The sequence below is a fragment of the Streptomyces luteolifulvus genome, assembly GCF_008806595.1.
Taxonomy (GTDB): Bacteria; Actinomycetota; Actinomycetes; order Streptomycetales; family Streptomycetaceae; genus Streptomyces; species Streptomyces luteolifulvus.
Genome location: NZ_VZRB01000002.1, coordinates 89,484 through 115,293, shown reverse-complemented (window position 1 = coordinate 115,293; position 25,810 = coordinate 89,484). Strand labels below are relative to the sequence as shown.

General features: G+C 72.3%; 31 protein-coding genes. 22 read left to right on the top strand and 9 right to left on the bottom strand.

Going from position 1 to position 25,810, the window contains the following annotated elements:
• Positions 1-74 precede the first annotated feature (74 nt).
• The 13 genes from F7R91_RS03040 to F7R91_RS02980 all read left to right on the top strand — a co-directional run bounded on the left by F7R91_RS03040 (position 75) and on the right by F7R91_RS02980 (position 9,947).
• On the top strand, positions 75-1,850 hold the full coding sequence (locus F7R91_RS03040) for an NAD(P)/FAD-dependent oxidoreductase (protein WP_150944179.1): 1,776 nt from the start codon (positions 75-77) through the stop codon (positions 1,848-1,850).
• Positions 1,847-3,694 carry a transketolase gene (locus F7R91_RS03035; RefSeq protein ID WP_150944178.1) on the top strand — a complete coding sequence of 616 codons (1,848 nt, stop codon included), beginning with the start codon at positions 1,847-1,849 and terminating at the stop codon, positions 3,692-3,694. The genes F7R91_RS03040 and F7R91_RS03035 overlap by 4 nt, the downstream gene beginning before the upstream one ends.
• A complete protein-coding gene (gene ligD / locus F7R91_RS03030) occupies positions 3,691-4,614 on the top strand; it encodes a non-homologous end-joining DNA ligase (RefSeq protein ID WP_225320505.1) in 924 nt (307 codons plus the stop codon). The genes F7R91_RS03035 and ligD overlap by 4 nt, the downstream gene beginning before the upstream one ends.
• A gap of 62 nt (positions 4,615-4,676) precedes the next feature.
• A complete protein-coding gene (locus F7R91_RS03025) occupies positions 4,677-5,039 on the top strand; it encodes a gas vesicle protein GvpO (protein ID WP_150944175.1) in 363 nt (120 codons plus the stop codon).
• Between the two features lie 58 nt (positions 5,040-5,097).
• Positions 5,098-5,535: a gas vesicle structural protein GvpA gene (locus F7R91_RS03020; protein ID WP_150944173.1), complete on the top strand. Its 438-nt coding sequence runs from the start codon at positions 5,098-5,100 to the stop codon at positions 5,533-5,535.
• Positions 5,532-6,302 (top strand): GvpL/GvpF family gas vesicle protein, encoded by a 771-nt coding sequence (locus F7R91_RS03015; protein WP_150944171.1) that lies wholly within the window; start codon positions 5,532-5,534, stop codon positions 6,300-6,302. Before F7R91_RS03020 ends, F7R91_RS03015 begins: the two co-directional genes overlap by 4 nt.
• 4 nt (positions 6,303-6,306) lie before the next feature.
• Positions 6,307-6,570 (top strand): gas vesicle protein GvpG, encoded by a 264-nt coding sequence (locus tag F7R91_RS03010; protein ID WP_150944169.1) that lies wholly within the window; start codon positions 6,307-6,309, stop codon positions 6,568-6,570.
• Positions 6,567-7,247 (top strand): DNA primase, encoded by a 681-nt coding sequence (locus tag F7R91_RS03005; protein WP_150944167.1) that lies wholly within the window; start codon positions 6,567-6,569, stop codon positions 7,245-7,247. Before F7R91_RS03010 ends, F7R91_RS03005 begins: the two co-directional genes overlap by 4 nt.
• On the top strand, positions 7,244-8,338 hold the full coding sequence (locus F7R91_RS03000; protein ID WP_150944165.1) for an SRPBCC family protein: 1,095 nt from the start codon (positions 7,244-7,246) through the stop codon (positions 8,336-8,338). Before F7R91_RS03005 ends, F7R91_RS03000 begins: the two co-directional genes overlap by 4 nt.
• The gene (locus tag F7R91_RS02995; protein ID WP_150944163.1) at positions 8,335-8,709 is read left to right on the top strand and encodes a gas vesicle protein; all 375 of its coding nucleotides are present in this window, start codon (positions 8,335-8,337) and stop codon (positions 8,707-8,709) included. Before F7R91_RS03000 ends, F7R91_RS02995 begins: the two co-directional genes overlap by 4 nt.
• Complete coding sequence (locus F7R91_RS02990; RefSeq protein WP_150944161.1) at positions 8,709-9,482, top strand: GvpL/GvpF family gas vesicle protein; 774 nt, start codon at positions 8,709-8,711, stop codon at positions 9,480-9,482. The genes F7R91_RS02995 and F7R91_RS02990 overlap by 1 nt, the downstream gene beginning before the upstream one ends.
• Positions 9,479-9,661, top strand: coding sequence for a gas vesicle protein (locus F7R91_RS02985; protein ID WP_150944159.1), 183 nt, complete (start codon positions 9,479-9,481; stop codon positions 9,659-9,661). The genes F7R91_RS02990 and F7R91_RS02985 overlap by 4 nt, the downstream gene beginning before the upstream one ends.
• 1 nt (position 9,662) lies before the next feature.
• Entirely contained in the window at positions 9,663-9,947 is a 285-nt protein-coding gene (locus F7R91_RS02980) for a gas vesicle protein K (RefSeq protein WP_150944158.1), read from the top strand.
• Positions 9,948-9,978: 31 nt separating this feature from the next.
• Here F7R91_RS02980 and F7R91_RS02975 read toward each other — a convergent pair whose 3' ends face one another.
• The 3 genes from F7R91_RS02975 to F7R91_RS02965 all read right to left on the bottom strand — a co-directional run bounded on the left by F7R91_RS02975 (position 9,979) and on the right by F7R91_RS02965 (position 12,672).
• Positions 9,979-10,149, bottom strand: coding sequence for a hydrophobic protein (locus F7R91_RS02975; RefSeq protein ID WP_150944156.1), 171 nt, complete (start codon positions 10,147-10,149; stop codon positions 9,979-9,981).
• Between the two features lie 42 nt (positions 10,150-10,191).
• On the bottom strand, positions 10,192-11,013 hold the full coding sequence (locus F7R91_RS02970) for a class I SAM-dependent methyltransferase (protein ID WP_150944154.1): 822 nt from the start codon (positions 11,011-11,013) through the stop codon (positions 10,192-10,194).
• A gap of 165 nt (positions 11,014-11,178) precedes the next feature.
• The gene (locus F7R91_RS02965) at positions 11,179-12,672 is read right to left on the bottom strand and encodes a bifunctional phosphatase PAP2/diacylglycerol kinase family protein (protein ID WP_150944152.1); all 1,494 of its coding nucleotides are present in this window, start codon (positions 12,670-12,672) and stop codon (positions 11,179-11,181) included.
• Positions 12,673-12,791: 119 nt separating this feature from the next.
• Here F7R91_RS02965 and F7R91_RS02960 point away from each other — a divergent pair, with 119 nt between their 5' ends.
• A complete protein-coding gene (locus F7R91_RS02960) occupies positions 12,792-14,411 on the top strand; it encodes an ABC-F family ATP-binding cassette domain-containing protein (protein WP_150944150.1) in 1,620 nt (539 codons plus the stop codon).
• 67 nt (positions 14,412-14,478) lie between these two features.
• Here F7R91_RS02960 and F7R91_RS02955 read toward each other — a convergent pair whose 3' ends face one another.
• Complete coding sequence (locus tag F7R91_RS02955; protein WP_150944147.1) at positions 14,479-15,585, bottom strand: baeRF2 domain-containing protein; 1,107 nt, start codon at positions 15,583-15,585, stop codon at positions 14,479-14,481.
• A 57-nt stretch (positions 15,586-15,642) separates the two neighbouring features.
• Between F7R91_RS02955 and F7R91_RS02950 the strand changes: the two genes are divergently transcribed.
• A complete protein-coding gene (locus F7R91_RS02950; RefSeq protein WP_150944145.1) occupies positions 15,643-15,921 on the top strand; it encodes a DUF6158 family protein in 279 nt (92 codons plus the stop codon).
• A 30-nt stretch (positions 15,922-15,951) separates the two neighbouring features.
• Here the strand turns inward: F7R91_RS02950 and F7R91_RS02945 are convergent, their stop codons facing one another.
• Genes F7R91_RS02945 through F7R91_RS02935 form a run of 3 tightly spaced genes read right to left on the bottom strand, consistent with a single transcriptional unit; the run spans position 15,952 to position 17,407 of the window.
• Complete coding sequence (locus F7R91_RS02945; protein WP_150944143.1) at positions 15,952-16,524, bottom strand: type 1 glutamine amidotransferase domain-containing protein; 573 nt, start codon at positions 16,522-16,524, stop codon at positions 15,952-15,954.
• A 29-nt stretch (positions 16,525-16,553) separates the two neighbouring features.
• Positions 16,554-17,015: a CBS domain-containing protein gene (locus F7R91_RS02940; RefSeq protein ID WP_191971320.1), complete on the bottom strand. Its 462-nt coding sequence runs from the start codon at positions 17,013-17,015 to the stop codon at positions 16,554-16,556.
• Complete coding sequence (locus F7R91_RS02935) at positions 17,012-17,407, bottom strand: DUF2795 domain-containing protein (protein ID WP_150944142.1); 396 nt, start codon at positions 17,405-17,407, stop codon at positions 17,012-17,014. The genes F7R91_RS02940 and F7R91_RS02935 overlap by 4 nt, the downstream gene beginning before the upstream one ends.
• 127 nt (positions 17,408-17,534) lie before the next feature.
• Here F7R91_RS02935 and F7R91_RS43760 point away from each other — a divergent pair, with 127 nt between their 5' ends.
• The 4 genes from F7R91_RS43760 to F7R91_RS02920 all read left to right on the top strand — a co-directional run bounded on the left by F7R91_RS43760 (position 17,535) and on the right by F7R91_RS02920 (position 20,943).
• Positions 17,535-17,669, top strand: coding sequence for a hypothetical protein (locus F7R91_RS43760; protein ID WP_269144736.1), 135 nt, complete (start codon positions 17,535-17,537; stop codon positions 17,667-17,669).
• 154 nt (positions 17,670-17,823) lie between these two features.
• Entirely contained in the window at positions 17,824-18,507 is a 684-nt protein-coding gene (locus tag F7R91_RS02930; protein ID WP_150944140.1) for a hypothetical protein, read from the top strand.
• Between the two features lie 109 nt (positions 18,508-18,616).
• Positions 18,617-19,864, top strand: a complete 1,248-nt coding sequence (locus tag F7R91_RS02925) for an aminotransferase class I/II-fold pyridoxal phosphate-dependent enzyme (RefSeq protein WP_150944138.1) — start codon at positions 18,617-18,619, stop codon at positions 19,862-19,864.
• The gene (locus F7R91_RS02920; RefSeq protein ID WP_150944136.1) at positions 19,861-20,943 is read left to right on the top strand and encodes an MBL fold metallo-hydrolase; all 1,083 of its coding nucleotides are present in this window, start codon (positions 19,861-19,863) and stop codon (positions 20,941-20,943) included. The genes F7R91_RS02925 and F7R91_RS02920 overlap by 4 nt, the downstream gene beginning before the upstream one ends.
• 62 nt (positions 20,944-21,005) lie before the next feature.
• Here the strand turns inward: F7R91_RS02920 and F7R91_RS02915 are convergent, their stop codons facing one another.
• Entirely contained in the window at positions 21,006-21,632 is a 627-nt protein-coding gene (locus tag F7R91_RS02915) for a DedA family protein (RefSeq protein WP_150944134.1), read from the bottom strand.
• The gene (locus tag F7R91_RS02910; RefSeq protein WP_191971319.1) at positions 21,629-22,402 is read right to left on the bottom strand and encodes an MBL fold metallo-hydrolase; all 774 of its coding nucleotides are present in this window, start codon (positions 22,400-22,402) and stop codon (positions 21,629-21,631) included. The genes F7R91_RS02915 and F7R91_RS02910 overlap by 4 nt, the downstream gene beginning before the upstream one ends.
• An 83-nt stretch (positions 22,403-22,485) precedes the next feature.
• On the opposite strand from F7R91_RS02910, the gene F7R91_RS02905 reads away from it, so the two are divergent.
• The 3 genes from F7R91_RS02905 (at position 22,486) to F7R91_RS02895 (ending at position 25,668) form a co-directional block, all read left to right on the top strand.
• Positions 22,486-22,923 carry a hypothetical protein gene (locus F7R91_RS02905; RefSeq protein WP_150944132.1) on the top strand — a complete coding sequence of 146 codons (438 nt, stop codon included), beginning with the start codon at positions 22,486-22,488 and terminating at the stop codon, positions 22,921-22,923.
• A gap of 145 nt (positions 22,924-23,068) precedes the next feature.
• Positions 23,069-25,135 (top strand): phage holin family protein, encoded by a 2,067-nt coding sequence (locus F7R91_RS02900; RefSeq protein WP_150944130.1) that lies wholly within the window; start codon positions 23,069-23,071, stop codon positions 25,133-25,135.
• A 107-nt stretch (positions 25,136-25,242) separates the two neighbouring features.
• A complete protein-coding gene (locus tag F7R91_RS02895) occupies positions 25,243-25,668 on the top strand; it encodes an OsmC family protein (RefSeq protein WP_150944128.1) in 426 nt (141 codons plus the stop codon).
• Positions 25,669-25,810: the final 142 nt, after the last annotated feature.

The following is a 25,810-nucleotide window of genomic DNA, read 5'->3' as shown; positions in this document are numbered from 1 at the left end:
GCGCGACGTTTGGGGGCTCCGGCCAGGGGGACGCGGAAGGCTCCCGAGGTACGCGACAGCCCCGGAGGCGCACCGTGAGTCGACCCCGCATCGTGATCGTCGGTGCCGGCTTCGCCGGGTACCGGACGGCCCGGACCCTGTCCCGGCTGGTCCGCGACAAAGCCGACATCACCCTGCTGAACCCGACCGACTACTTCCTGTATCTGCCCCTGCTGCCCCAGGTCGCCGCCGGAGTCCTGGAGCCGCGCCGGGTCACCGTCTCCCTCTCGGGCACCCTGCCCCGGGCACGCCTGGTGCTCGGGGAGGCCGACGGCGTCGACCTGGAGGGGCACACCGTCCGCTACACCGGCCCCGAGGGCGACAGGGGCACCCTGCCGTACGACCGGCTCGTGCTCGCCGTCGGCAGCGTGAACAAGCTGCTTCCCATCCCCGGCGTCGCCGAGCACGCGCACGGCTTCCGGGGCCTTCCCGAGGCGCTGTACCTGCGTGACCACGTCACCCGGCAGATGGAGCTCGCGGCCGCCGCCGACGACCCGGCAAGCTGCGCCGCGCGATGCACGTTCGTGGTGGTCGGCGCCGGCTACACCGGCACCGAGGTCGCCGCGCACGGCAAGATGTACACCGACGCGCAGGTGCGCAAGCATCCCCTGCGCAGGGGCATACGGCCGCGCTGGCTGCTCCTCGACATCGCGCCCCGCGTCCTGCCCGAGCTCGACGAGCACCTCTCGCGCACCGCCGACCGTGTACTGCGGCAGCGGGGCGTGGAGGTGCGCATGGGCACCTCCGTGAAGGAGGCCACGTCGGACGGGGTCCTGCTGACCGACGGCGAGTGCGTCGACACCCGCACACTCGTCTGGTGCGTCGGGGTACGGCCGGATCCGCTCGTCGAGAGCCTCGGGCGGCCCCTGGAGCGCGGCCGGCTGATCGTCGATCCGTACCTCCAAGTGCCGGGCCAACAGGGGGTGTTCGCGTGCGGTGACGCCGCGGCCGTGCCCGATCTGAACAACCCGGGGAAGTTCACCCCGATGACCGCGCAGCACGCCTGGCGGCACGGCAGCACCGCGGCCCGCAACGTCGCCGCCTCGCTCGGCATCGGCGAGCGGCGTCCGTACCGCCACCGCGATCTGGGCTTCGTCGTGGACCTGGGCGGCACGAAGGCCGCCGCCAACCCTCTCGGCCTGCCGCTGTCCGGGCTCTTGGCCGGAGCGGTCACCCGCGGCTATCACCTCGCGGCCATGCCCGGCAACCGGGTCCGGGTCGCCGCCGACTGGCTCCTGGACTCCGTACTCCCGCGCCAGGCCGTCCAGTTGGGCCTCGTACGGTCCTGGTCGGTGCCCCTGGACACGGCCTCACCGGAACTGGCCCGGGTGCCGGGCGGTCCGGAGCCCCGCGACAAGGCTGCCACCGGCTCCGGCCCCGGGGCGGCGACGAGGGCGGACACGGCCTCCGGGGACCCCGCGCAGGAGCCGGCGAGCGGGCCGGGTGATGGGGAGGCTGCGAACCCGCGGGGCCGGGGGCCCGAGGGGAGTGGGCCGCGCTCGGAGTCTGCGGGGAGTCAGCCTGATGCTGAGCCCGCGAGGAGTGGGCCGGGCCCGGAGGCTGCGAAGAACCAGCCGGGCGGTGAACCTGCGAGGAACCAGCCGGGCGGTGAACCCGCGAGGAACCAGCCCGGTGGTGAGCCCGCGAAGAACCAGCCGGGCCCCGAGCCGGCCAAGAAGCAGCCCCGGAACCTGCCCGGGAACCAGGCCGTCGGTGAAGTCGCCGAACGCCGGGCCGGTGATCACCCCGCCCCCGGCCCCGTCAGGCGCTCCGACCCACGGTCGGGCAGCCCCGCGGAAGGAGACTCATGAACACCGCCGAACTCGTCGAACTGGGGCAGCAGTTGCGTGTGGACAGTGTGCGGGCGTCCGCCGCCGCGGGGTCCGGGCATCCGACCTCCTCGATGTCCGCCGCCGACCTCATGGCCGTACTCCTCGCCCACCACTTCCGCTACGACTTCGAGCGCCCCGCCCACCCCGCCAACGACCGCTTCGTCCTCTCCAAGGGACACGCCTCGCCCTTGCTGTACGCCGCCTTCAAGGCGGCCGGCGGCATCGACGACGACGAACTGCTGACCTTCCGCAAGCTGGGCAGCCGGCTCGAAGGGCATCCGACACCCCGGCGGCTGCCGTGGGTCGAGACGGCCACCGGCTCGCTCGGGCAGGGACTGCCGGTCGGCGTGGGCATCGCCCTGTCCGGCAAGCGGCTGGACCGCACCGGCTACCGCGTGTGGGTGCTGTGCGGAGACAGCGAGCTGGCGGAGGGCTCCGTGTGGGAGGCGGCCGAGCACGCCGGCTACGAGCACCTCGACAACCTGACCGCGATCATCGACGTCAACCGGCTCGGTCAGCGCGGCCCCACCCGGCACGGCCACGCCCTCGACGCCTACGCCCGCCGCTTCCAGGCCTTCGGCTGGCACACCGTGGAGATCGACGGGCACGACGTCGACGCGATCGACCGGGCGTACGGCGAGGCACGGTCCACCATCGGCCAGCCGACCGCGATCCTCGCCCGCACGCTCAAGGGCAAGGGTGTCGCGTCGGTGCAGGACCGCGAGGGCCTGCACGGCAAGCCGCTGCCGGACGCCGAGGAGGCGATCGCCGAGCTCGGCGGCCCGCGCGACCTGAGCGTCCGGGTGCACGAGCCGCCCGCCGCCCGCATGCTGCATGCCGTCCACGGCGGAGACCTCGAGCTGCCCCGCTTCGAGAAGGGGAACGAGGCGGCCACGCGGGACGCCTACGGGCAGGCGCTCGCCGCACTCGGCTCCGCACGCGGCGACGTCGTCGCCCTCGACGGCGAGGTCGGCGACTCCACCCGGGCCGAGCTGTTCGCCAAGGAACACCCCGACCGCTACTTCGAGTGCTACATCGCCGAGCAGCAGATGGTCGCGGCAGCGGTGGGGCTCGCGGCGCGCGGCTGGGTACCGTACGCCGCCACGTTCGCGGCCTTCCTGACCCGCGCCTACGACTTCGTGCGCATGGCGTCGGTCAGCGGCTCCGGCATCAACCTGGTCGGGTCGCACGCGGGCGTCGCCATCGGACAGGACGGGCCGAGCCAGATGGGCCTGGAGGACCTGGCGATGATGCGGGCGGTGTACGGCTCGACCGTGCTGTACCCCTGCGACGCCAACCAGACCGCCCGGCTCGTCGCCGAGATGGCCGGGCTGGAGGGCGTCCGCTATCTGCGCACCTCGCGCGGCGCGACCCCGGTGATCTACGGCCCCGACGAGCGGTTCCCGGTCGGCGGCAGCAAGGTGTTGCGGTCCTCCGCGCGGGACCGTATGACCGTCGTCGCGGCGGGCGTCACCGTGCACGAGGCGCTGACGGCAGCCGACGCGCTGGAGGGGGAGGGCATCCGGGTCCGGGTGATCGACCTGTACTCGGTCAAGCCCGTCGACCGGCACACCCTGCGGCGGGCGGCCGAGGACACCGGCTGTCTGCTGACCGTGGAGGACCATCACGAGGAGGGGGGCCTCGGGGACGCCGTCCTCGACGCGTTCACCGACGGGCGGCCCGTACCGCGGCTGGTGCGCCTTGCCGTCCGTACGATGCCGGGCTCGGCGTCCCCGGACGAGCAACTGCACGCCGCGGGCATCGACGCCGAGTCGATCGCGGCGGCCGGCAGGCTGCTGGTGGAGGAAGCGGTCGTACGGTGAGCGACGACGTGCGGACCGTGCGGGCCGGACGCCGCACGGTGGAGGTGCACCGGCCGGACAAGGTGATCTTCCCCGGTGACGGGGACACGAAGACGTACACCAAGGGCGACCTCGTGGACTACTACCGGGCCGTCGCCCCTTTCATGCTGCCCCATCTGCGCGGCCGCCCGCTGATGCTGGAGCGGTACCCGGACGGCCTCGGCGGCCCCAGGTTCATGCAGAAGAACATCCCGGACGCCTACCCGGACTGGATCAGCCGTGTCGAGGTGCCGAAGGAGGGCGGCACCGTCTGCCACACCGTGTGCGACGACAGCGCCACCCTGGTGTACCTGGCCGACCAGGCGGCGCTCACCCTGCACCGCTGGCTGTCCCGGGCCGGGCGCATCGACCGGCCCGACCGCCTGGTATTCGACCTCGACCCGGCCGGGGACGACTTCCCTGCGGTGCGCGAGGCGGCGCGGCATCTCCGGGCTTTGCTCGACGAGCTCGGCCTCCCTTCGGCGCCGATGACCACCGGCTCCCGCGGCCTGCACGTGGTGGTCCCCTTGACCGGGCGCGAGGACTTCGACGAGGTGCGCGCGTTCGCTCGTGACGTCTCCGGCATCCTCGCTGCGACCCACCCCGACGAGCTCACCACCGCCGCCCGCAAGAAGGACCGCGGTGACCGGCTCTACCTCGACGTGGGGCGCAACGCCTATGCGCAGACCGCGGTCGTGCCCTTCACCGTCCGCGCCCGGCCCGGCGCGCCCGTGGCCACCCCGATCACCTGGTCCCAGCTGGACGACCCCGGCCTCGACGCGCGCCGCTGGACCGTCGCCGACGCCGTGGAGCAAGCCCGGACCGACCCCTGGGCCGGAGCGATGAGCCGAGGGCGTGGGCTGGGTCCCGCGCGACGCAGGCTCGCCAAGATGCGCGGCTGACCCGCAGGTCCTCAGGGGTTTGGCCACCGCCCGATCGGCCACCCGAAGGGGGAGGTGGCCTCATGTCGAACACAAAGAGCACATCAGATTCGCAGACCGCACGGAATTCCCCCAGAGGAACCAAGACACGTACGGAGAAGAAAGTGGCGGACCGGCCCAGCCCCATGGAGGTGCTGCGCAATGCGCGCACACAGCTCGCGGAGCTGACGGGCCGGTCCGCCGAATCCGTGTCCTCCTTCGAGCCCACGAAGGACGGCTGGTCCCTAGAGGTCGAGGTGCTGGAGCTCGCTCGCGTGCCCGACACGATGAGCCTGATGGCGAGCTATCAGGTCGATCTTGACCCGCAGGGTCGGCTCACCGGCTACCGGCGCGTTCGCCGTTACGAACGCGGGCGCGCCGACTCACACAGGCCCGGCGGCCGCTAGGCCGCCCAACCGAGACCACACGCACTCACGAACCCACAGACAAGGAGGTGCGGTCGGCATGACCGTTGTCCCGGCACAGCAGAGCGGCGGAGGGGGCGGCAGCAGCCTGTACGACGTTCTGGAACTAGTCCTCGACAGGGGTCTCGTCATCGATGCGTTCGTGCGGGTCTCCCTGGTAGGCATAGAGATCCTGAAGATCGACGTGCGGGTCGTCGTGGCCAGCGTCGACACCTATCTGCGCTTCGCCGAGGCGTGCAACCGCCTCGACCTGGAAGCCGGCCCGGCCAAGACGCCGGGTCTGCCGGAAGTCGTCGGCGAGGTCACCGAGTCCGGCGCGCGCGGCAAGTCCAAGGGAGCGCTGTCGGGTGCCGCCGAGACCATTTCCGGCGCCTTCAGGGACGCCCGCGACGAGGGTCGGGAGCGCGAGACCGAGTCAAGGCCGCGCGCCCGTAAGTCCACGGCCTCTCGCACCCGCAAGCAGGAGGACGACGAGTGAGCACGTACGTTTACGGCATCACGGACGCTTCCCATCCTTCGCTGCCCGAGGGCATGGGTGGGGTTGGCGATCCGGCGCGTCCCGTACGCATCCTGCGGGAGGCCGGGCTGGCGGCCGTCGTCAGCGACGCCCCCGAGGGACTGCGCCCCAAGCGCAAGGACCTGCTCGCCCACCAGAACGTGCTGAGCGAGGCCGGCGCGGCGGGCTGTCTGCTGCCCATGCGGTTCGGCAGCGTCGCCCCGGACGACAGCGCGGTCACCTCGGTCCTCGCTGAGCGAGCCGAGCACTACAAGGAACGGCTGCAGGCCCTGGACGGCAGGGTCGAGTACAACGTCAAGGCCACCCATGACGAGGAGGCCGTACTGCACCGCGTGATGTCCGAGAACCCGGAGATCCGTGCCCTCACCGAGGCCAACCGGCAGGCGGGCGGCGGCACTTACCAGCAGCGGTTGCAACTCGGCGAGACGGTGGTGGCCGCGGTCAAGGCCCGGGAGGCCGAGGACGAGGTGGAGATACGGGGCGCCCTGGAACCGGCGGCCGTGGCCGTGAGCGTGGGCCCCGAGTCCACGGGCTGGATCGCCAATGTGTCGTTCCTGGTGGAACGCGACTCGGCCGAGGAGTTCCTCGCCGTGGCGGAACAGATCCGTATGGCGCATCCGCATCTCGACCTGCGGGTCAACGGGCCGCTGCCGCCGTACAGCTTCGTCGAGCCCGGCCCGGCCGAGCCCGCGAGCACCACGATCGGTGCCGGAACCGGGGAGGAGTAGGGCCATGGGACTGATCGGAGAGGTGCTGCTGCTGCCGTTCGCACCTGTGCGCGGCAGTGCCTGGGTGATCAGACAGGTGCTGCACGAGGCGGAACGGATCTACTACGACCCCGCCGCGATCCGGGCCGAACTCGCCCAGTTGGAAGAGCGGTTGGAGGCTGGCGAGATCGATGAGGAGGAGTTCGACCGGCAGGAGGACTTGCTTCTCGACCGGCTGGAGATTGCCTTGCGCGGCAGCGCGGGCACAGGTGAGGGGACTGCACGATGAACCGAGTGGGACTGGGCCTCGCGATAGGGGCCGGGTACGTCCTTGGACGTACAAAGAAGATGAAACTGGCGTTCGCCGTCGGCAGCCTGGTGGCCGGCAAGCGGATGAATCTCAGCCCGCGGATGCTTGCGGACCTGGCCCAGCAGCAGCTGCGGGACAACCCGCAGTTCAAGGAGATCGGGGACCAGCTGCGCGAGGACCTGCGCGGTGTCGGGAAAGCGGCGTCGGGGGCCATGGTCGAGCGCCAGATGGACGCGCTCGCCGACCGGCTGCACGACCGTACCGCCCAGGTCCGCGACCAGCTCGCGGGCGAGCTGCCGGAGGCGGCGGGCGTAGGCGCCGGGGCGGCCGAGGACTCGGAGGACTCCCAGGGCGAGGAGCCGGAGGAGGAGTACGAAGAGGCCGACCTCGAGGACGAGGAGCCGGAGGACGGCGAAGAGTCCGAGGAAGAGGAGCCCAAGGACGAGGAGCGCGAGCCGCGACGGAGGCGGGCCGCGAAGAAGGCGTCGGCGACGAAGGCCCCTGCCAAGAAGCCGACGGCGAAGAAGGCCCCCGCCAAGAAGTCCGCGGCGAAGAAGACCACTGCCGCCAAGACCGCAGGCAAGAAGACCACCGCGGCCCGCGGCACGGGACGCGGCACCCGGAACCGGCGCTCGAAGGGAGGCGGTGAACGATGACCGAGACCCTCGGATCGGCGCGGGAGGCCACCGCCAAGACGAACGGCAACCCGCTCACCGGCGTCGGGCGGAGCGAGGCCGCGGACCGGCTGAAGGCCGAACTTCAGGAGTATCTGTCGGCCCAGGCCCAGCGCCTGATGGTCGGCGTGGGCCGCAAGCTCGGCGAGACGACCGGCAAGCTGAACGACATCGCCGAAGGCAACAGCCCGGGCTTCGCCAAACTCGCCCTCGACGGCGGACGCAAGCTCGCCGAGGGCAAGGGCCCGCTGAGGTCCGCGCTGGAGGTCGGCGCCACCCGCGCCAAGGACAGCGTGAAGCACGCGCTCAAGAACCTCGGCGGCGGCAAGTCCAAGAACAAGGGCCGCGCGGGCAACAAGCCCACCGTTATCATCGAGCAGATCGATGTGGGCGTGCCGGTGCGCATGGCCTACGACCAGTGGACCCAGTACCAGGACTTCAGCACCTTCGCCAAGGGCGTGAAGAGCGCGAACCGCGCCGATGACACCGAGTCCGACTGGCAGCTGAAGGTCTTCTGGTCCAACCGCAGCTGGAAGGCGAAGACCACCGAGCAGGTGCCGGACGACCGGATCTCCTGGACGTCGGAGGGCGCCAAGGGCTCCACGAAGGGTGTCGTCTCCTTCCACCGGCTCGACGACAGCCTGACCCGCATCCTGCTGGTCATCGAGTACTACCCCAAGGGCCTCTTCGAGAAGACCGGCAACCTCTGGCGTGCCCAGGGCCGCCGGGCGCGTCTCGACCTCAAGAACTTCGCCCGCTTCATCATGATCAAGGGCGAGGCGGAGGAAGCCTGGCGCGGTGAGATACGTGACGGCGAAGTCGTTCTCAGCCACGAGGACGCGGTCGCCGAGGAGGAGCAGGAGGAGGAAGGGCAGGAAGAGGAAGAGGAAGAGGCGGAGGAGCCCACCGCCGAGTCCGCCGAGGAGGACGAGGAGGACGAGGAGGACGAGGAAGAGGGCCCGTATGCCGAGGAGGACGAGTACGACGAGGAGTACGACGAGGACGAGCCCGAAGAGGGAGATGAACAAGAGGAGCCTCGAGGCGAGTACACCGAGGGCGGGAGCCGACGATGACGACCATGGCCAGCAGGCTGCCCGAACCCTACGCACAGGGCAGCAGCGCGAACCTCGCCGACATTCTGGAACGGGTGCTCGACAAGGGGATCGTCATCGCGGGTGACATCCGCATCAACCTGCTCGACATCGAACTTCTCACCGTCAAGCTGCGGCTCATCGTCGCCTCCGTCGACAAGGCGAAGGAGATGGGCATCGACTGGTGGGAGGACGACCCGGCGCTCTCCTCCGGTGCCCGGCGCAAGGAACTCGCCCGCGAGAACTCCGAGTTGCGCGAACGGCTCGCCCAACTGGAGAGCGGATCCGCGCAGCGAGAGCCGCAGAGGTCGCAGAGGTCGCAGAAGTCGCCGAAGTCGCAGAAGGAGTCTTGATGACCGGACTGCGCTACGTCTACGCCGTCTGCCACCCTCTCGGCGCGCCCCTCCAGGCGGAGCTGACGGGAGTGGCGGGCGACCCGCCCCGGCTGCTGACCCACCATGGGCTGATCGCCGTGGTCAGTCATGTTCCGGAGCGGGACTTCGCGGAGCAGCCGCTCCGTGCCCATCTGGAGGACCTGGACTGGCTGACCGAGACCGCCCGGGCCCATCAGGGGGTGATCGACGCGCTGACCGTGGTCACGACCCCGCTTCCGCTCCGACTCGGCACCGTGTTCCGGGACGACAGCGGCGTCCGCGTGATGATGGAGGCGCGCGAGGACGACTTCCGGCACACCCTCGACCGGCTGGAGGGGCGGGTGGAATGGGGAGTCAAGGTGTACGTCGAATCGGAGCCGGAGGAAACCGGCGAGCCGGCGGAGAAAGCTGCTTCGGGGCGGGACTATCTCCGGCAGCGGCGCCGGTATGTCCGGGCGCACGAGGACCTGTGGCAGCAGGCCGAGGAATTCGCGAGCCGACTGCACGCCGTACTTTCCTCGCACGCCGAGGATTCCCGGCTTCATGCACCACAGAATGCGACGCTTTCCGGCATTTCCGGACAGAACGTACTCAATGCCGCCTATCTCGTGTCGCGCCACGAATCCGAGGAATTCGTGGAACTCGTGGACCGGACGAAGGACGACGTCCCGGGACTGCGTGTCGAACTCACCGGCCCCTGGGCGGCCTATTCCTTCGCAGGGGAAGAAACCGGCGAGGGGGATACGACATGACCGTCGTCGAACGCCGTGAGGTCGCCCTTGTGGATCTGCTCGACCGGCTGCTCGCCGGTGGTGTTGTCATCACGGGGGACATCACCCTGCGCATCGCGGACGTCGACCTCGTACGGATCGACCTGAACGCGCTGATCAGCTCGGTGAACGAGCAAGTGCCGTCGCCGTGGGGGAGTTGACGTGACCGAACGCCGCAACCGGCTGGACCTCGAACCGGACACCGTCGAGCGCGACCTGGTGAAACTCGTCCTGACCGTGGTGGAGTTGCTGCGCCAGCTGATGGAACGCCAGGCGCTGCGCCGGTTCGACACCGGCGATCTGAGCGAGGAGCAGGAGGAGCGGATCGGGCTCACCCTGATGCTGCTCGACGAGCGTATGACCGAGCTGCGTGAGCGCTACGGTCTGCGGCCCGAGGACCTGAATCTGGACCTCGGGCCGCTCGGACCACTGCTTCCCAGGGAATAATCTGCTTCCCAGGACAATCCCGGGACTCAATTCACCACCTGTACCAGCGGCCCCTGCCTCCGGCCGCGGTCGTGCCGCGCATCAGGAATCCCAACAACCACACGACGAGGATCGCCAGCGCAATCCACCAGAGCAGCTTTACCGCGAACCCGGCACCGAACAGAACCAGCGCCAGAAGCAATACCAACAGGATGGGAACCATAGTGTGAACCTCCTGCTTTCCGGGTGTCCCGAAATTCGGCGTTCAGGCTTCCTTGTGGCAGAGGATTTCTCCGTGCAGCACGCTGAACCAGCCGTCCTCCCGCTGTCCCCACTCCCGCCACGCCCGCGCCACGGCCCGCAGTTGGTCCTCGGTGGCATGACCGCCGTCGACGGCCCGTCGCGCATACGCCGACGCCACCGTGCGGTCCGCCCACAGCCCGCTCCACCACGCCCGCTCCTGGGCGGTCGTGAAGGTCCAGGTGGCGGAGGTGGCCGTGATGTCGGTGAGTCCCGCCCGCAGCGCCCAGGACTTCAGCCGGCGTCCCGCGTCCGGCTCGCCCCCGCCGGCGCGAGCCACCCGGTGGTACAGGTCCAGCCAGTCGTCCATCCCGGGTGACTCGGGGTACCAGGTCATGGCCGCGTAGTCCGAGTCGCGGACCGCGATCAACCCGCCCGGCCGGGTGACCCGCTTCATCTCCCGCAGCGCCTGCACGGGATCGCCGACGTGCTGGAGCACCTGGTGCGCGTGGACCACGTGGAACGTGTCGTCCGGGTGGTCCAGGGCGTGGACGTCGGCGACCGCGAAGCCGGTGTTCGTCAGGCCCCGTGCGGCGGCCGCGGCGCGTGCCTGGTCCAGGATGCCCGGCGCGTGGTCGACACCGGTGACATGGCCGTCGGGGACCAGTGCCGCCAGGTCGGCGGTGATCGTGCCCGGGCCGCAGCCGACGTCCAGGATCTTCATATGGGGTTTCAACGAGCCGAGCAGGTAGGCCGCGGAGTTGGCGGCCGTGCGCCAGGTGTGGGAGCGCAGTACCGACTCGTGGTGCCCGTGTGTGTAGACGGCGGTCTCGTGCGGCTTCGACATGGCCGGTCCCCTTCTCGTCTTCTCGTCGTACCGGCCCGCGGGGCATTCCGCTCCCGCGGGCCGGTACGCGTCACCGTACGCGCGCATGTCGCATGATGAGACCCACGTTTTGCTATATGGACTGACGGACCGTCAATTCACCGGAGCCGGCAGTCCGGCAGTCCCTCAGTTCGCGGGCAGCGGGCGATACACGCTCAGCGCCCCGGGAAGCTTCTCCAGCGTCACCTCGCCCTGGACTCCGGTGACTTCGCCGTCGTACGCGAGGAGTGTGCCCGGGGCGACACCGGCCAGGTGCAGCCGGCCCACCTGGACCGCCGCGTGGGCGGGGGAGCGGGTCAGCGGTCCCGCCACGGCGGCCGCCAGCAGCCGCAGCGCGGGCCGCCGGCCGCCGTGCACGATCCGCACGTCGAGCCGTCCGTCCGCGAGGTCGAGCCGGCGGCCGGGCGCGAGACCCATCCGGTGGTAGGTGCCGTTGCCGGCGAACAGCAGCCACAGCGGGTGGGCCCGGCCGCGGAACTCGGCCTCCAGCGGATGCCGGTCGGCGCGCAGCACCCGCAGCGCCGCCAGCACCCCGGCCGGCCAGCCGCCGATCCGGTGCGACCAGCGCTCCCGCTCGCGCACCAGCTCCGGGTACACGCCCAGGCTGCAGGTGTTGAGGAAGATGCCCCGCCGGTCGCCGCAGACGAACCGGCCCACGTCCACGCGCATGCCCTCGCCGTCCTGGACGGCCCGGCTCAGATCGCGGACGCCCTCCACCCCCAGGTCGTAGGCGAAGTGGTTCAGCGTGCCGCCCGGCAGCACCGCGAGCGGCAGACCGTGCCGCAGGGCCGTCTCGGCGGCGGCGTTGACCGTGCCGTCGCCGCCGCACACGCCGAGCACGACGGCGCGGGCGGCCGCCTTCTCCAGCTCGGCGGGCACATCGGCCGGAGCGCACTCGACGATCTCCGCCCGCGACAGACTGTCGCGCAGGGCGCGCACACGGTCGGCGCTGCCCGAGGCGGTGTTGGCGACCATCACCAGGCCCTCGCCGTCCGGCAGCGCCGGGACCTCGGCGCGCGGCCGGGCCGGCGGCACGATCTGGGCGCGGGTGGGCACCATGCCCCGTACGGCGAAGGCGGCGCCCGCGCCCAGAGCCGCCCCCGCCAGCACATCGCTCGGGAAGTGCACGCCCGTGTAGATACGGGACATCGCCACCGAGAAGGCGACCGGAGCCACCACCGCGCCCCAGGCCGGCGACTCCAGGGCGACCCCTAGGGCGAACGCGGCCGCCGACGCGGAATGACCGGACGGGAACGAAGTGGTGATCGGCTGCCGCTTCAGCTGCCGTACCAGCGGAACCGGATCGAGCACGGGCCGCGGGCGGCGCACGGTGCGTTTGCCGAGGGTGTTGATGGTCAGGGAGGCCAGACTGAGCGAGGCGATGCCGCGGGCGGCGGCCCGGCGGGCCCGCGGGGTGCGGCTGACGGTCAGGGCGGCCGCCGCCGTGAACCACAGCACCCCGTGGTTCGCGCTCCGGCTCAGCCGGGGCAGCACACGCTCGGCGCCGGGCCAGTGCTGCTCCGCGGCGAACTCGAACAGCCGGGAGTCCAGTGCCAGCAGCCGGTCGCGCAGGACATGGGGGCCGGGCGTGGGGACGGTGAGGTCGACGTCTGGGTTCATGGACACCGTGTACCCCGGGCCGCGCGGATCGTGTACCGGCCCACCCCCGCCGGGGTGACGGGCGCGGGTGGCGAAAACCCCTTGTCGGGCCTCCTGCGGCCACCTCAGACTGACTCCTCATGGGACATCTGGAAGCCGCACACCTCGAGTACTGCCTCCCCGACGGGAGGGCCCTGCTCGGCGATGTGTCCTTCCGGGTGGGCGAAGGGGCCGCCATGGCCCTCGTCGGCCCCAACGGCGCCGGCAAGACCACCCTGCTCCGGCTCATCTCCGGCGAGCTGAAACCGCACGGCGGGACCGTCACCGTCAGCGGCGGCCTCGGGGTGATGCGCCAGTTCGTGGGATCCGTACGCGACGAGACGATCGTACGGGACCTGCTCGTGTCGGTGGCGCCGCCCCGGATCCGCGAGGCCGCCCGGGACGTCGACGCGGCCGAGCACGCCATCATGACCGTCGACGACGAGGCCGCCCAGCTGCGGTACGCGCAGGCTCTCGCCGACTGGGCCGAGGTACGCGGGTACGAGGCCGAGACCCTGTGGGACATGTGCACCACGGCCGCGCTCGGCATGCCCTACGACAAGGCCCAGTGGCGCCAGGTGCGCACCCTGTCCGGCGGCGAGCAGAAACGGCTCGTCCTGGAGGCGCTGCTGCGCGGCACGGACGAGGTGCTGCTGCTCGACGAGCCCGACAACTACCTCGACGTGCCCGGCAAGCGCTGGCTGGAGGAGCGGCTGAAGGAGACCCGCAAGACGGTCCTGTTCGTCTCGCACGACCGTGAACTCCTCGCCCGAGCCGCCGAGAAGATCGTCTCCGTCGAACCCTCGCCCGCGGGCGCCGACGCCTGGGTGCACGGCGGCGGCTTCGCCACCTACCACGAGGCCCGGCGCGAACGCTTCGCCCGCTTCGAGGAACTGCGCAGGCGCTGGGACGAGAAGCACGCACAACTGAAGAAACTGGTGCTGAACCTCCGTCAGGCCGCCTCCGTCAGCCATGAGATGGCCTCCCGCTACCAGGCCGCCCAGACCCGGCTGCGCAAGTTCGAGGAGGCCGGCCCGCCGCCCGAGCCGCCGCGCGAGCAGGACATCAGGATGCGCCTGAAGGGCGGCCGTACCGGCGTAAGAGCCGTCACCTGCGAGGGACTTGAGCTCACCGGTCTGATGAAACCCTTCGACCTGGAGGTCTTCTACGGTGAACGGGTCGCCGTCCTCGGCTCCAACGGCTCGGGCAAGTCGCACTTCCTGCGCCTGCTGGCCGGCGACGACGTCGCGCACACCGGCCGGTGGAAGCTCGGCGCACGCGTCGTGCCCGGGCACTTCGCCCAGACGCACGCGCACCCCGAACTGACGGGCCGCACCCTCCTGGACATCCTCTGGCAGGAGCACTCCCAGGACCGCGGCGCCGCCATGTCCCGGCTGCGCCGCTACGAACTCACCCAACAGGCCGAGCAGAGCTTCGACCGGCTCTCGGGAGGCCAGCAGGCCCGCTTCCAGATCCTCCTGCTGGAGCTGGAGGGTGCCACGGCCCTGCTCCTCGACGAGCCGACCGACAACCTCGACCTGGAGTCCGCCGAAGCCCTCCAGGAAGGCCTGGAGGCCTTCGACGGCACCGTCCTCGCGGTCACCCACGACCGCTGGTTCGCCCGCTCCTTCGACCGCCACCTCGTCTTCGGCAGCGACGGCAGGGTCCGCGAGAGCTCCGAGCCGGTGTGGGACGAACGACGGGTGGAGCGGGCCAGGTAGATGCCTGTGTCACAGGCCTCAGGCTCTGAGGCCTGTCAGAAGCACCCCGCCGCGCCGGGCGGGCGGCTCATGTCCAGCGCAGCAGTGCGCCCATGCCGCCCACCGGCGCCTCGCCCTCGCTCGCGGGGGTCACCGAGAGCGCCGCGGCGCCCGTCGCGACCGCCGACCTGATCAGCGCGTCGTCCGCGCGCGCCGGCCAGGAGTGCTGCTCGCCGAGAACCCTGAGATCGCTGCGGCGGACCGCCAGCTGGTCCGGGTCCTCGCCGATCCACACCTCCAGGTGGGCGTCCGGGCCGTCCGGCCGGATCAGCAGCTCGTCGATACGGTGCTCACGGGCGGCCTCGACCAGCGCCGGCACGCCCTCCACCGCCCCGGCGCGCCCCTCCGCGTCCGGTTCGCGGGCCGCGAGGAACCGTTCCAGCTCCCGCTCCGCCCGCTGCCGTACATGCTCGGCGCGCGCCCGCTCCACATCGTCGTCGAGCAGCCTGCTGCCGGCGCCGTGCGGGGCGTCCACCACGAGGTCGTGCAGCCGCTTGGGCAGCCGCTCGCGCACGGCCGGCTTCTCCCGCTCCTCGCCGACCAGGATGAGCAGGTCGGCCCGTGTCTCCTCCTGGCAGACGCTGAGCGCGTCCGCGATCTCTGCGGCGTTGTGCTCCCAGGTGTTCTCCACCTTCAGCTGGAAGTGCCGCTCCGACCAGTCGGACGTGGTCGTACGGTGCACCGGCCACTGCCGGCCGGCGACCGAGCCCGCCTCCTGCCTGCCCAGCGCGCTGCGCAACTCGAACGCGGCGCCCTTGCGGTCGATGTACGCCACCACGCACACCGGGTCCTCGCCGGCCAGCTCCAGCAGCGGCGTGGTGTGCGGGAGCGGCGCCCAGAGCGCGCTGCCACGTCCCGGGGGCCGGGCCAACGGAGGATCCAGCACCACCTCGCCCGCCCGCGCGAACAGGACCCGCCCATGCGGCTCCGGGGAGTGCCGCAGCTCCTCCAGAGCGTCCCGTACGGCCAGGCACGTCTCGTCGTCGGCGCCCTGCCCGGACAGATTCCGGGACAGCGCCACGGCCGTCAGGTGCCGCTCGTGCGGGGTGTCCTCCGTGTGCCGTGACGTGTCGACGTATACGGAGGCCCAAGGGCCCGGTTGTTCGTACAGTGGATGCAGAAAGGCGAGATCCATGGCTCCCTCCCGGATGCCGCTCGGGGGCAACTCTCACCGGGCGGGTACCCGGACCGCATGGACGAACACGACGAGCGGACCACCACCATGACCGGAGTCGACGCCAGCCGGCTGGACGACCAGCAGCTCATGAAAGAGCTCGAGACCATCCACCGCACCCGCCACGACACCCTGCTCTACGGCTCGAACGACGCTCTGCGCGCCCACAACGACCGCATGGCGCAGCTGGAGGGCGAGTACCTGCGCCGCAACCCGCGCCGCCCGGTCGCCTCGGGCCGCACCCGCGAAGGGGCCCGGGAACGAGGCTGCGGGGAGTCGGCGACTCCCCGCAGCTGACCCTGGCTGCTCAGGCTGCTCAAGGGCTGCTCAGGCTTCTTGGGCCTCTTCTTGGCCCACTTCTTGGGCCTCTTCGGCGAACACGTCGAGGAACGCCTCGCAGAACGCCTTGAGGTCCTTCGGCCTGCGGCTGGTCACCAGCTTGTTCGGGCCGTGGTCGCAGACCCTCACCTCCTCGTCGACCCAGGTGCCGCCCGCGTTGCGGATGTCGGTGCGCAGACTCGGCCAGGAGGCCAGCACGCGGCCGCGTACGACGTCCGCCTCGACCAGCGTCCACGGGGCGTGGCAGATCGCCGCCACGGGACGGCCCTGCGTGAAGAAGTCCGCCACGAACGACACGGCCCTGTCGTCCATCCGCAGGAAGTCCGGATTGGCGACGCCGCCCGGCAGGACCAGCCCGCCGAAGGAGCCGGCCGAGGTATCGCCCACCACCTCGTCCACGGGGAACCTGTCCGCCTTGTCGAGGTGATGGAACGCCTGGATCTCACCGGGCTTCGTCGACACGAGCACGGGTACGTGGCCCGCGTCCTTCGCCGCCTGCCACGGGTCGGTGAGCTCGATCTGCTCGACGCCCTGGGGTGCGGTCAGGAATGCGATGCGCATGATGCGGCTTCCTTGTTCAGCTTCCTTGTTCAGCTTCCTGTTCCCTGCCGATGGCCCGGGCTTGCCTGCCGGTGGCCAGGGTCGGCGCGGCTGATGTCCGCGAGCACCGAACCGGGATCCTCCGCCTCGGCCAGATCCCCGAGGCTCACCATCCCGACCGGCAGCCCGTCCTCCACGACCGGCAGCCGGCGCACCGCATGGGCACGCATCAGCGCCACCGCGGCCGACACGGGGTCGTTCGGAGCGACCACGACCGGATCGGGTGTGCACACGGACTGTGCGCTCGCCGTCAGCGGATCGGCGCCCTCGGCGACCGCCCGCACCGTGATGTCCCGGTCGGTGAGCACGCCGACGACGTGCTGCCCCTCGGCGACCACGACATCGCCGATGTCCTGGGCACGCATCAGCTGCGCCGCCTCGACCAGAGAGGCGTCCGGGCGGACGGCGACCACGCCCGGCGTCATGACCTCTCTCACGAATTCAGCGGTCACCGTGCGCCACTCCCGCCACTCCTCCGCGTCAACGTCTCGGCCAGCTCCTGGACCGTGGCGAAGCGTTCCCTGCGCGGCAGTCGCTCCACCGCGTCGGCCAGGGCGTCGGGCGCGTGTTTGCGGCGCAGCGCACGGGCCAGTCCCGCGGCGTCCGCGGGGAACGAGCTGCGCCCCAGGAGCCGGGCCAGCTCCAGCCGGACCGCCTCCATGGACGCCCCGGAACCGCCCGGTGCCACCGGTCCGCCCGCGATCCGCGGATCGTCGTCGGCGGTCGGCTCCGGGTCGTGCCACTCCTCGGTCCGGGTGGGGTGCCCCGACCTCAGCAGCCCCTGCAGTTCGTGCTTCATCTCTTCGTCACGATGGACGCTCAGCCGGTCACTGCCTCGCTGCATGACTCCCTCCAGTACTTCGGGGTGGGCTCCGCGTACCCGGACTCGGGACGCCGACACGGAGGTTTGTCCTCCGGATGGCAGGACACCCGGCGGGCACCCCCCACCAAAGCCCTGGGGAGGACTTGCCATGACGCTGCTGACGCTGCTGGCCCTGGTTCTTCCGCTGGTGCTGCTGGGTCTGGTGCTGGCCCTGGGCCGGTACGAGGAATGGCTGCTGCCGCCGGACGACACCGACCGTCACGAACCGGCTGCGCCTGTTTGACCAAGGAGCCGCGGGCCCCTGCGGTGGTACGTCACCCGCGTGGTCGTCCCGCTAATGGGGCCCGGCCGCGGGCGGCGCGGCGGCGGGCGGGCTGTGATGGCAGCGGGGGCACGAGAGCCGTGTCCCGCAGCCGTCGGCCGAAGGAGCCCGCCCCATGCGTCGCACCGTCCGTGCCCTGTCCGTCGCCGCCCTGGCCAGTGCCGCCCTGGGCATCGCCGCCTCGGCCGCCTCCGCGGACCCGGGCGCGGAAGCCGTCCCGAGCAGCGTCTCGGTCCCCTGCGACGGCGCGGGCGCACCGCTGGCCGCGGCAGGCGAGGCCACGCCGGACGACCTCGGCGACGGCTCCGATGCCTCGCCGGACGACGTCGGTGAGCTCATCGATCCCGCTCCGGACGACCTCGGCGAGGGAACCGATGCCTCGCCGGACGACCTCGGTGAGCTCATCGATCCCACTCCGGACAATCTCGGCGAGGACCCCGGTGTCACTCCGGACGACCTCGGCGAGGACTCCGTCGTCACTCCGGACGACCTCGGCGAGGGCGTCCTCGGCACCGAGTCCTACGGTGCGCCGTACGGCGACTCGTGCGGCGGCACCGAGCAGGGCACGCCGTCGTGGGGCGTGCCCTCCGGCGGTGGCAAGGAGTGCCCGACGTCGTACGGGGGCTCGTCCGGCGAGTCCTGCGCCCCCGCGGCCGTCCAGCACGGAGTCAAGGCCGGTGACGGCGGCTCCTTCACCGGCTCGGTCCCCGCCCTCGTCGCCGGCGGAGTCCTGATCGCGGGCGCACTCGGTGGCGCCGTGCACCGGGTCTGCCGCAGGAACCCCGCCCCGCACGGCTGACCCGACGCCCTTGGGCCCTGTCACCCTGGGTACTCGGAGCCCGCGGGCACGCCCCACCCCATACGGCCCACGGAACTTACGGCGAAGCCGCCCACCTTCGGAGGTACGGATGCCGCGGACCGCCCCCCAGGGCCACGGGCCCGTACGCTACGGCCCTCCGGTCCCCGAGGACGGGCTGCCCGTGCTCCCCGCGGCGGCCGCCGTGCTCGCGGCCGCCGCGTCCCGTGCCGAGAGCGAACCGGCCGGCGGAGGGCCCGCCCTGCTGGCCGCCGCGTGCGGGTACTGGGAGCGGCGCGGCCTGCCCGCCGAGCCCGAGCGCGTGGCCGCGGCCCCGGGCGCGCCCGCCCTGCTGGTCGCCCTGACCGCCGCGCTCGGCGGAGACGTGCTGGTTCCCCGCCCCTGTGCGGCCTGGTGGGCGCCGTATGCGCGCCTGCTGGGACGGCCCGTCTTCCATGTGGCGACGCCGGTCGAGTCCGGTGGCGTGCCGGATCCGTACGCCCTCCTGGAGACCGTGCGCCGCGTGCGCGCCGAGGGCGGAGCGCCGCGGCTGCTCGTGCTGTCCGTCGCCGACGACCCCACCGCCACCGTGGCGCCGCCGGAGCTGCTGCACGAGACCGTGGAGGCCGCCGCCGGCGAAGGGCTGCACCTGGTCAGCGACGAGACCTGGCGCGACACCCTGCACGCACCGCACGACACCGTGCTGCTCAGCCCCGCCGAGATGCTGCCCGACCGGGTCACCGTGGTCACCGACCTGGCCGGTGCGCTGCTGCCGCCGGGCTGGCCCGCCGCGGCCGCCCGGTTCCCCGCGGGCGAGGCCGGCGACGGCCTCCACGCGCGTGTGCTCGACGTGCTGACCGCGCTCGGCGCCCGCGTCGCCGGACCGGTCGCCGCGGCGGCCTCGTACGCCCTCGCGGAGCCCGAGCCGGTCACCGCGCGCGTGGCCGCCGCGGTACGCCTGCACGCGCGCGTGGCCGCCGCCGCGTACCGCACCGTCGTCTCGGCGGGTGCCCTGGCCCGGCCTCCGCAGGCCGGCCGTCATCTGTACGTGGACCTGGGTCCGCTGCGGGGCGCGCTCGCCGGGCACGGCGTGGGCGACGCCCAGGAACTGGAGGACTTCCTGGCCGGCCGGCTCGGCATGCCGGCGCCCGGCGGCCACCGCTTCGGCGACGACCTCGGCGCCCTGCGCGTCCGTCTGTCCACCGGCCCGCTGCTGGGCGGCACGGACGAGGAACGCGCGGAATGCCTCAGGTCCCCCTCACCGTTGGAACTGCCACATGTGCAACGCGCGTTGAACCTTCTGGAATCGGTCTTCGACGATCTCAGCGACGACGCTCAGCGATGGGAGCATCCTCGATGACGCAGCAGTCCGAGTCGACCACCACGAGCACGAGCACCAGCACCAGCACCCAGGAAGCCGACGATCCGGCGCCCACGTCACCCCTCGCCCCCGCGTTCCCCGCCCCGTTCCCGCCCCTCGCCGAGCCCCGTCCCCTCCGGGAGCGGCGCGTATGGCCGCGCACCTTCCACGACCGGCTCACCGCCCCGCTGCCCGGCCTCAGGTCCATGGCCCGCTTCGCCCGCGAGGGCTCCGTGCGGCCGGACCGTGAAGGCCTCGCCGACATCCCGCGCCTGCCCTGCGCACCGGCCCCGCTGCCGGTGGTCGACGCGCGCACGCTCGCCGTCTCCTGGGCGGGGCACGCCAGTTGGGTGGTGCAGATAGCCGGACTGACCGTGCTGACCGATCCCGTATGGTCCCGCCGGATCCTCGGCACCCCGGCGCGCATCACCCCCGTCGGCGTCGAGTGGAGCGCGCTGCCGCACATCGATGCGGTCGTCATCAGCCACAACCACTACGACCACCTGGACGCCCCCACCCTGCGCCGGCTCCCGCGCGACACCCCGGTGCTGGTGCCGGCCGGTCTCGCCCCCTGGTTCCATCGCCGCCGGTTCACCCACGTCACCGAGCTGGACTGGTGGGAGGCGGCCGAGCTCGGCGGCGTCCGCTTCGACTTCGTCCCCGCACACCACTGGTCCAAGCGCAGCCTCACCGACACCTGCCGCACTCTGTGGGGCGGCTGGGTGCTCACCGCGCCGGACGGACAGCGCCTGTACTTCGCGGGCGACACGGGTTACGGCCACTGGTTCGCCCGCATCGGGCAGCGCTACCCCGGCATCGACCTCGCCCTGCTCCCCATCGGCGCCTACGACCCGCGCTGGTGGCTCAGCGACGTCCACTGCGATCCGGAGGAGGCGGTCCGCGCCGCGCAGGACGTCGGCGCCCGCCGGATGGCCCCCATGCACTGGGCGACGTTCGTCCTGTCGGCGGAGCCGGTGCTGGAGCCGCTCACCCGGGTCCGTGCCGCCTGGGAGAAGGCTGGCCTGGACCGCGAGGACCTGTGGGATCTGCCGGTGGGCGGCTCCCGGATCCTCACCTAGGGAGCCCCAAAGCCCCAAGGGAACGCCTGACCGACGTGTCCTACGCCCTGGCCGTTCCGCTCCTACGCCCTGGCCGTTCCGCGCAGCCGCCGCCACACGCTCGGTGCCGCGCTGATCAGCAGGGTCAGCGCGACCGCCGCGACCACGCCCTCCCACGGTTCCTCGAACAGCGAGCCGCCCAGAATCCCGATCAGCTGGTAGGTCAGGGCCCAGGCCAGACAGGCCGGCAGATCCCCGCGGGCGAAGCGGCGCAGCGGCCACCGCGCCATCAGGCAGGCCAGCATCACCGGGATGCGCCCCGCCGGCACCATCCGCGACAGCACCAGGACCGTCACCCCGTGGCCGGCGAGTTTGTCCTGCGCCTGCGTCAGCCGGTCCTCCGGGGCCCGCGCCCGGATCGCCTCCAGCCAGCGCGACCCGTTCTTCGCCCCCACCCCGCGCCGCCCCAGCCAGTACAGCGTCACATCGCCGAGGAACGCGGCCACCGAAGCGGTCACGAACACCATGGCCAGAGCGAACGGCGCCGTCTGATGGAACGCCACCACGGCCGCCGAACTCACCAGCGCCCCCGTCGGAACCACCGGCACCAGCGCCCCGATCAGCACCAGCAGGAACAGCGACGGATAGCCGATCGCCCGCTGGGTGGACTCCGGCGGCACCGTCGTCGCCGCGGCGGCCAGCACACTCACCGCGCCACCTCCAGGCGCACGCTCTCCCCGTGCCCCAGCCGGTGCACCGCCACATCGGGCGCACGCTCGGCCGCCAGGCGCACGAACTCCTCGCCCGGCGCATGGAACTCATGGGGGCGCACGGCGCCCATCCCGATCGGCCAGTACGTGCCGTAGTGCACCGGAACCGCGCTGCGCGGCGCCAGCCGGGCCAGCGCCTCGGCCGCCCGCCGCGCGTCCAGATGCTCCTTGCCGAGATACGGCCCCCACCCGCCGACCGGCAGCAGGGCCACATCGACCGGCCCGACCTCGTCCGCCATCGAGTCGAACAGCCCGGTGTCCCCGGCGAAGTAGGTGCGGGCCTCGCCCGCTATGACGTAGCCGAGCGCGGGGGAGCGGTGCCGCCCCAGCGGCAGCCGCCGCCCGTCGTGCCGGGCGGGCACGGCCCGTACGACCAGGCCGTCGACCGTGGTCTCGTCGCCGGGCGCCACCTCGATCACCCGCAGATGAGCGAGCCGGCGCAGCGCCGGCAGCGCCCGGAGCGCGCCCCGGGGCACGATCAGGCGCGTGCCCGGGGCGAGCCGCGCGAGGGAGGGTACGTGCAGATGGTCGGCGTGCAGATGGGACACGAGCGCCACGGCGGCGTGCCGGGCCCTCGGCGGCGGCAGCGCGCCCCGGCGACGGCGCAGATGGGCGAGACGGCGCACGAACAGGGGATCGGTGAGCACACGGACGTCCGAGTCCTCGACCGTGCAGGTCGCGTGCCCCCACCAGGTGATCTCCACCGGCACCTGTTTGCCTCCTTCGCGCGACTCCCCGAAGCCTACGGGCAGGAGTAGGGTCTGCGGCGCAACCCGGAGGTGAGGGGGACTCCATGGGACAACTGCGGGGTGCCTCCGGCAGGCCGGCCGCGACGCAGGTGCGGGTCACCGCGATCGCGAGTCTGACGCCGCTGGAGGAACTGGACGCCGATCCCTTCCTGGTGGACTCCCGCAGCCAGCACGCGATGTGCGCGCGCTGGGCCGCCGAGCGGGGCTACATCGTCACCCGCGAGCTGCTCGTACGCTCCCTGCGCCCCGACCACAGCGTGCTGTGGGACGGCGTCCGGCCCGGGCACGACCTGTTCGTCGCGCCGAGCCGCCGGGTGCTCGAGAGCGCGCTGTCGTCGGTCGAGGAGTTCACCGCCGAGTGCGCCCGGCGCGGAGTGCGCGTGGAGACGGTGGGGCACGCCGAGCCGTCGTACGACGCCCAGATGAAGGCCCACGTCCACCGCAGACTGTCGATGCCCACGGCGGGGTACGACGGCCGCTAGGTCCTGTCGTCGAACTCCCGTCGTCCGCCCGAAGGGCGGGCACGGCGTCAGGTCTGTCCGGGGACGCGCGGGGCCCTTTGTCCGTTGTGACAGGGTGAGTGCAGGCCCGCACCGACGACGGGCCCGGACATGAGGTGGGCTGGGCGTGGGTGGAGGGCGTTGGCGGCGGATCGCCAGCCAGATCGGGCGCAGCATCACGGTGTGGGCCGTGTCCACCGTCACCATGCTCGTGCTCGCCGGGATCCTGCCGGACTTCCAGCTCCAGTCGGCGGACGGCGACAGCGCGACCCGCATCGCCGTCACGGCCGCGTTCGGCGCCGGAGCGTTCGGCCTGCTGTCGGCCCTGGTCTGGCCGCTCCTGGTCCGGATGCTGCTGCTCGTGCCCGCCCTGGTGCTCGGGCTGCTCGTCTTCGTGCTCAACGGGTCCCTGCTGCTGATAGCCCTGCGCATCAACCCCTCCGGGCGCGGCGAGGCGGCCCCCGAGACCGCCGTCGTCGTGGCCGCCGTGATGTCCGCCGTCGCCTCCGCCACCGGCGCGGCCCTCGCCGTACGCGACGACGACGCCTACCGCCGCAGGCTCTACCGCCTCGCCGACCGCCGCCGCCGGTCCGGGCCGCCCTCCCCTGCCACTCCTGGCACGGTCTTCCTGCAACTCGACGGCGTCGGCCACGACATCCTCCTCGCGGCGGCCGCCAAGGGCGTGATGCCGACCGTGGCCGGATGGCTCGGCGACCGGCCCTCCCACCGGCTCACCCCCTGGCGCACCGACTGGTCCAGCCAGACCGGCGCCAGCCAGCTCGGCATCCTGCACGGCAGCAACCACGACATCCCCGCCTTCCGCTGGTACGAGAAGGACAGCCGCGAGGTGATGGTCTGCAACCGCCCGACGAGCGCCGCCGAACTCCAGCGCCGCGCCAGGGACCACGCCGGCCACGGCGGCCTGCTCACCGCCGACGGCGCCAGCCGCGGCAACCTCTTCAGCGGCGGCGCCGGTGAGCAGGCCCTCGTCCTGTCCATCGCCACCAAGCGGCGCAGCCGCGAGAACCGGTCCCGCGCGGGCTACTTCGCCTACTTCTCCGACCCCGCCAACGCCGTGCGCACCGCCATGTCGTTCGTCGCCGAGGTCTGCCGCGAGATGGGCCAGTCCCTCCGCGCCCGCCTGCGCAAGACCCGTCCGCGCGTGGCCCGCGGCGGCCTCTACCCCTTCGTCCGCGCCTTCGCCACCGTCGTCGAACGGGATGTCGTCGTCGCCGCGGTCATGGGCGACATGCTCGCCGGCCGCACCGCCGTCTACGCCGACCTCGTGGCGTACGACGAGGTGGCCCACCACTCCGGACCGCACAGCCGCGACGCCGAGAAGGTCCTCGAACGCCTCGACCGCGCGCTCGCGCTGATCGCCAACGTCGCCGAACACGCCCCCCGCCCCTACCGGATCGTCGTCCTGTCCGACCACGGCCAGAGCCCCGGCGAGACCTTCCGCGCCCGCTACGGCCTCACCCTCGGCGACCTCGTCCGGGCCGGCAGCGGACTGCCCGTGCCGCGCAGGGCGCAGCGCACCCACAGCGGCGCCGAGGCCCGCGCCGCCGTACGCGCGGCGCTGCGCCGGCCCGTCGAGGAGGGCGGCGAGCAGCACCGCCCCTCGCGGCGCCGCTCCGAGCCGCTCGTGCTGGCCTCCGGCAACCTCGGCCTCGTGTCCTTCCCGGACGTGCCGCACCGTATGAGCAAGGAGGAGATCGACGCCCGCCACCCCGCGCTGCTGACGACCCTCGCCAACCATCCCGGCATCGGCTTCCTCCTCGTACGCAGCGAGCAGCACGGCGGGCTGGTGCTCGGCGCGCACGGCGCGGAGATACCGCTGGACGAGCTCGACGAGAATCCCGGCCCGCTCGCCGAGTTCGGGCCCGGCGCCGCCGACGTCGTGCGCCGCACCCACTCCTTCCCGCACACGGCCGACATCATGGTCAACTCCTTCCACGACCCGGCCGACGGCGAGGTCCTCGCCTTCGAGGAGCAGATCGGCTCGCACGGCGGACTCGGCGGCGCCCAGACCAAGGCGTTCCTGCTCTCACCGGTTGCCCTCTCCGCGCCGGTCGACGACGGCGGGGAACTGGCCGGCGCCGAACACGTCCACCGCGTCCTGCACCGCTGGCTCAGCGAGTCGAACGGGCCGCAGGTCCCGCTCACGTCCGAGCAGGACCGGCGGGCCGCCTGACGATCGCCGATCGCCGCCCGTGGACCGGTCTTCCGGGTGAGCCGGGCCGGAGTGTGGTCGGATGGACGGGCAACCCGTCACCGGGACCACTTGCGAAAGGAATGACCGTGGCCACCACGCGTACCGCACACACCGTCTGGGAAGGCAACCTGCTCCAGGGCAGCGGCGTCGTCACCTTCGACTCCTCCGGCATCGGGAGTCAGCCGGTGTCGTGGCCGTCACGCGCCGAGCAGGCGAACGGCAAGACCAGCCCCGAGGAGCTGATCGCCGCCGCCCACTCCAGCTGCTTCTCCATGGCGCTGTCGCACGGCCTCGCCGGCGCCGGCACCCCGCCCACCCGTCTGGAGACCAAGGCCGACGTCACCTTCCAGCCCGGCGAGGGCATCACCGGCATCCACCTCACCGTGCGCGGTGAGGTGCCCGGCCTGGACGCCGACGCCTTCGCCTCGGCGGCCGAGGACGCCAAGAAGAACTGCCCGGTCAGCCAGGCCCTGACCGGCACCACGATCACGCTGACGGCCGAACTCGCCTGACACCGGCACGGCCCTGAGCTCTTCGGCGCCGCGTCCCGGTCCGGGGGGCGCGGCACCGTCGTTTCCGTGCGCCGACGGGGTACCCGGCATTGACAACAGCGCACTCAAGTTTTGTGCTGGATGGTGAAAACTGCCCTGGCGG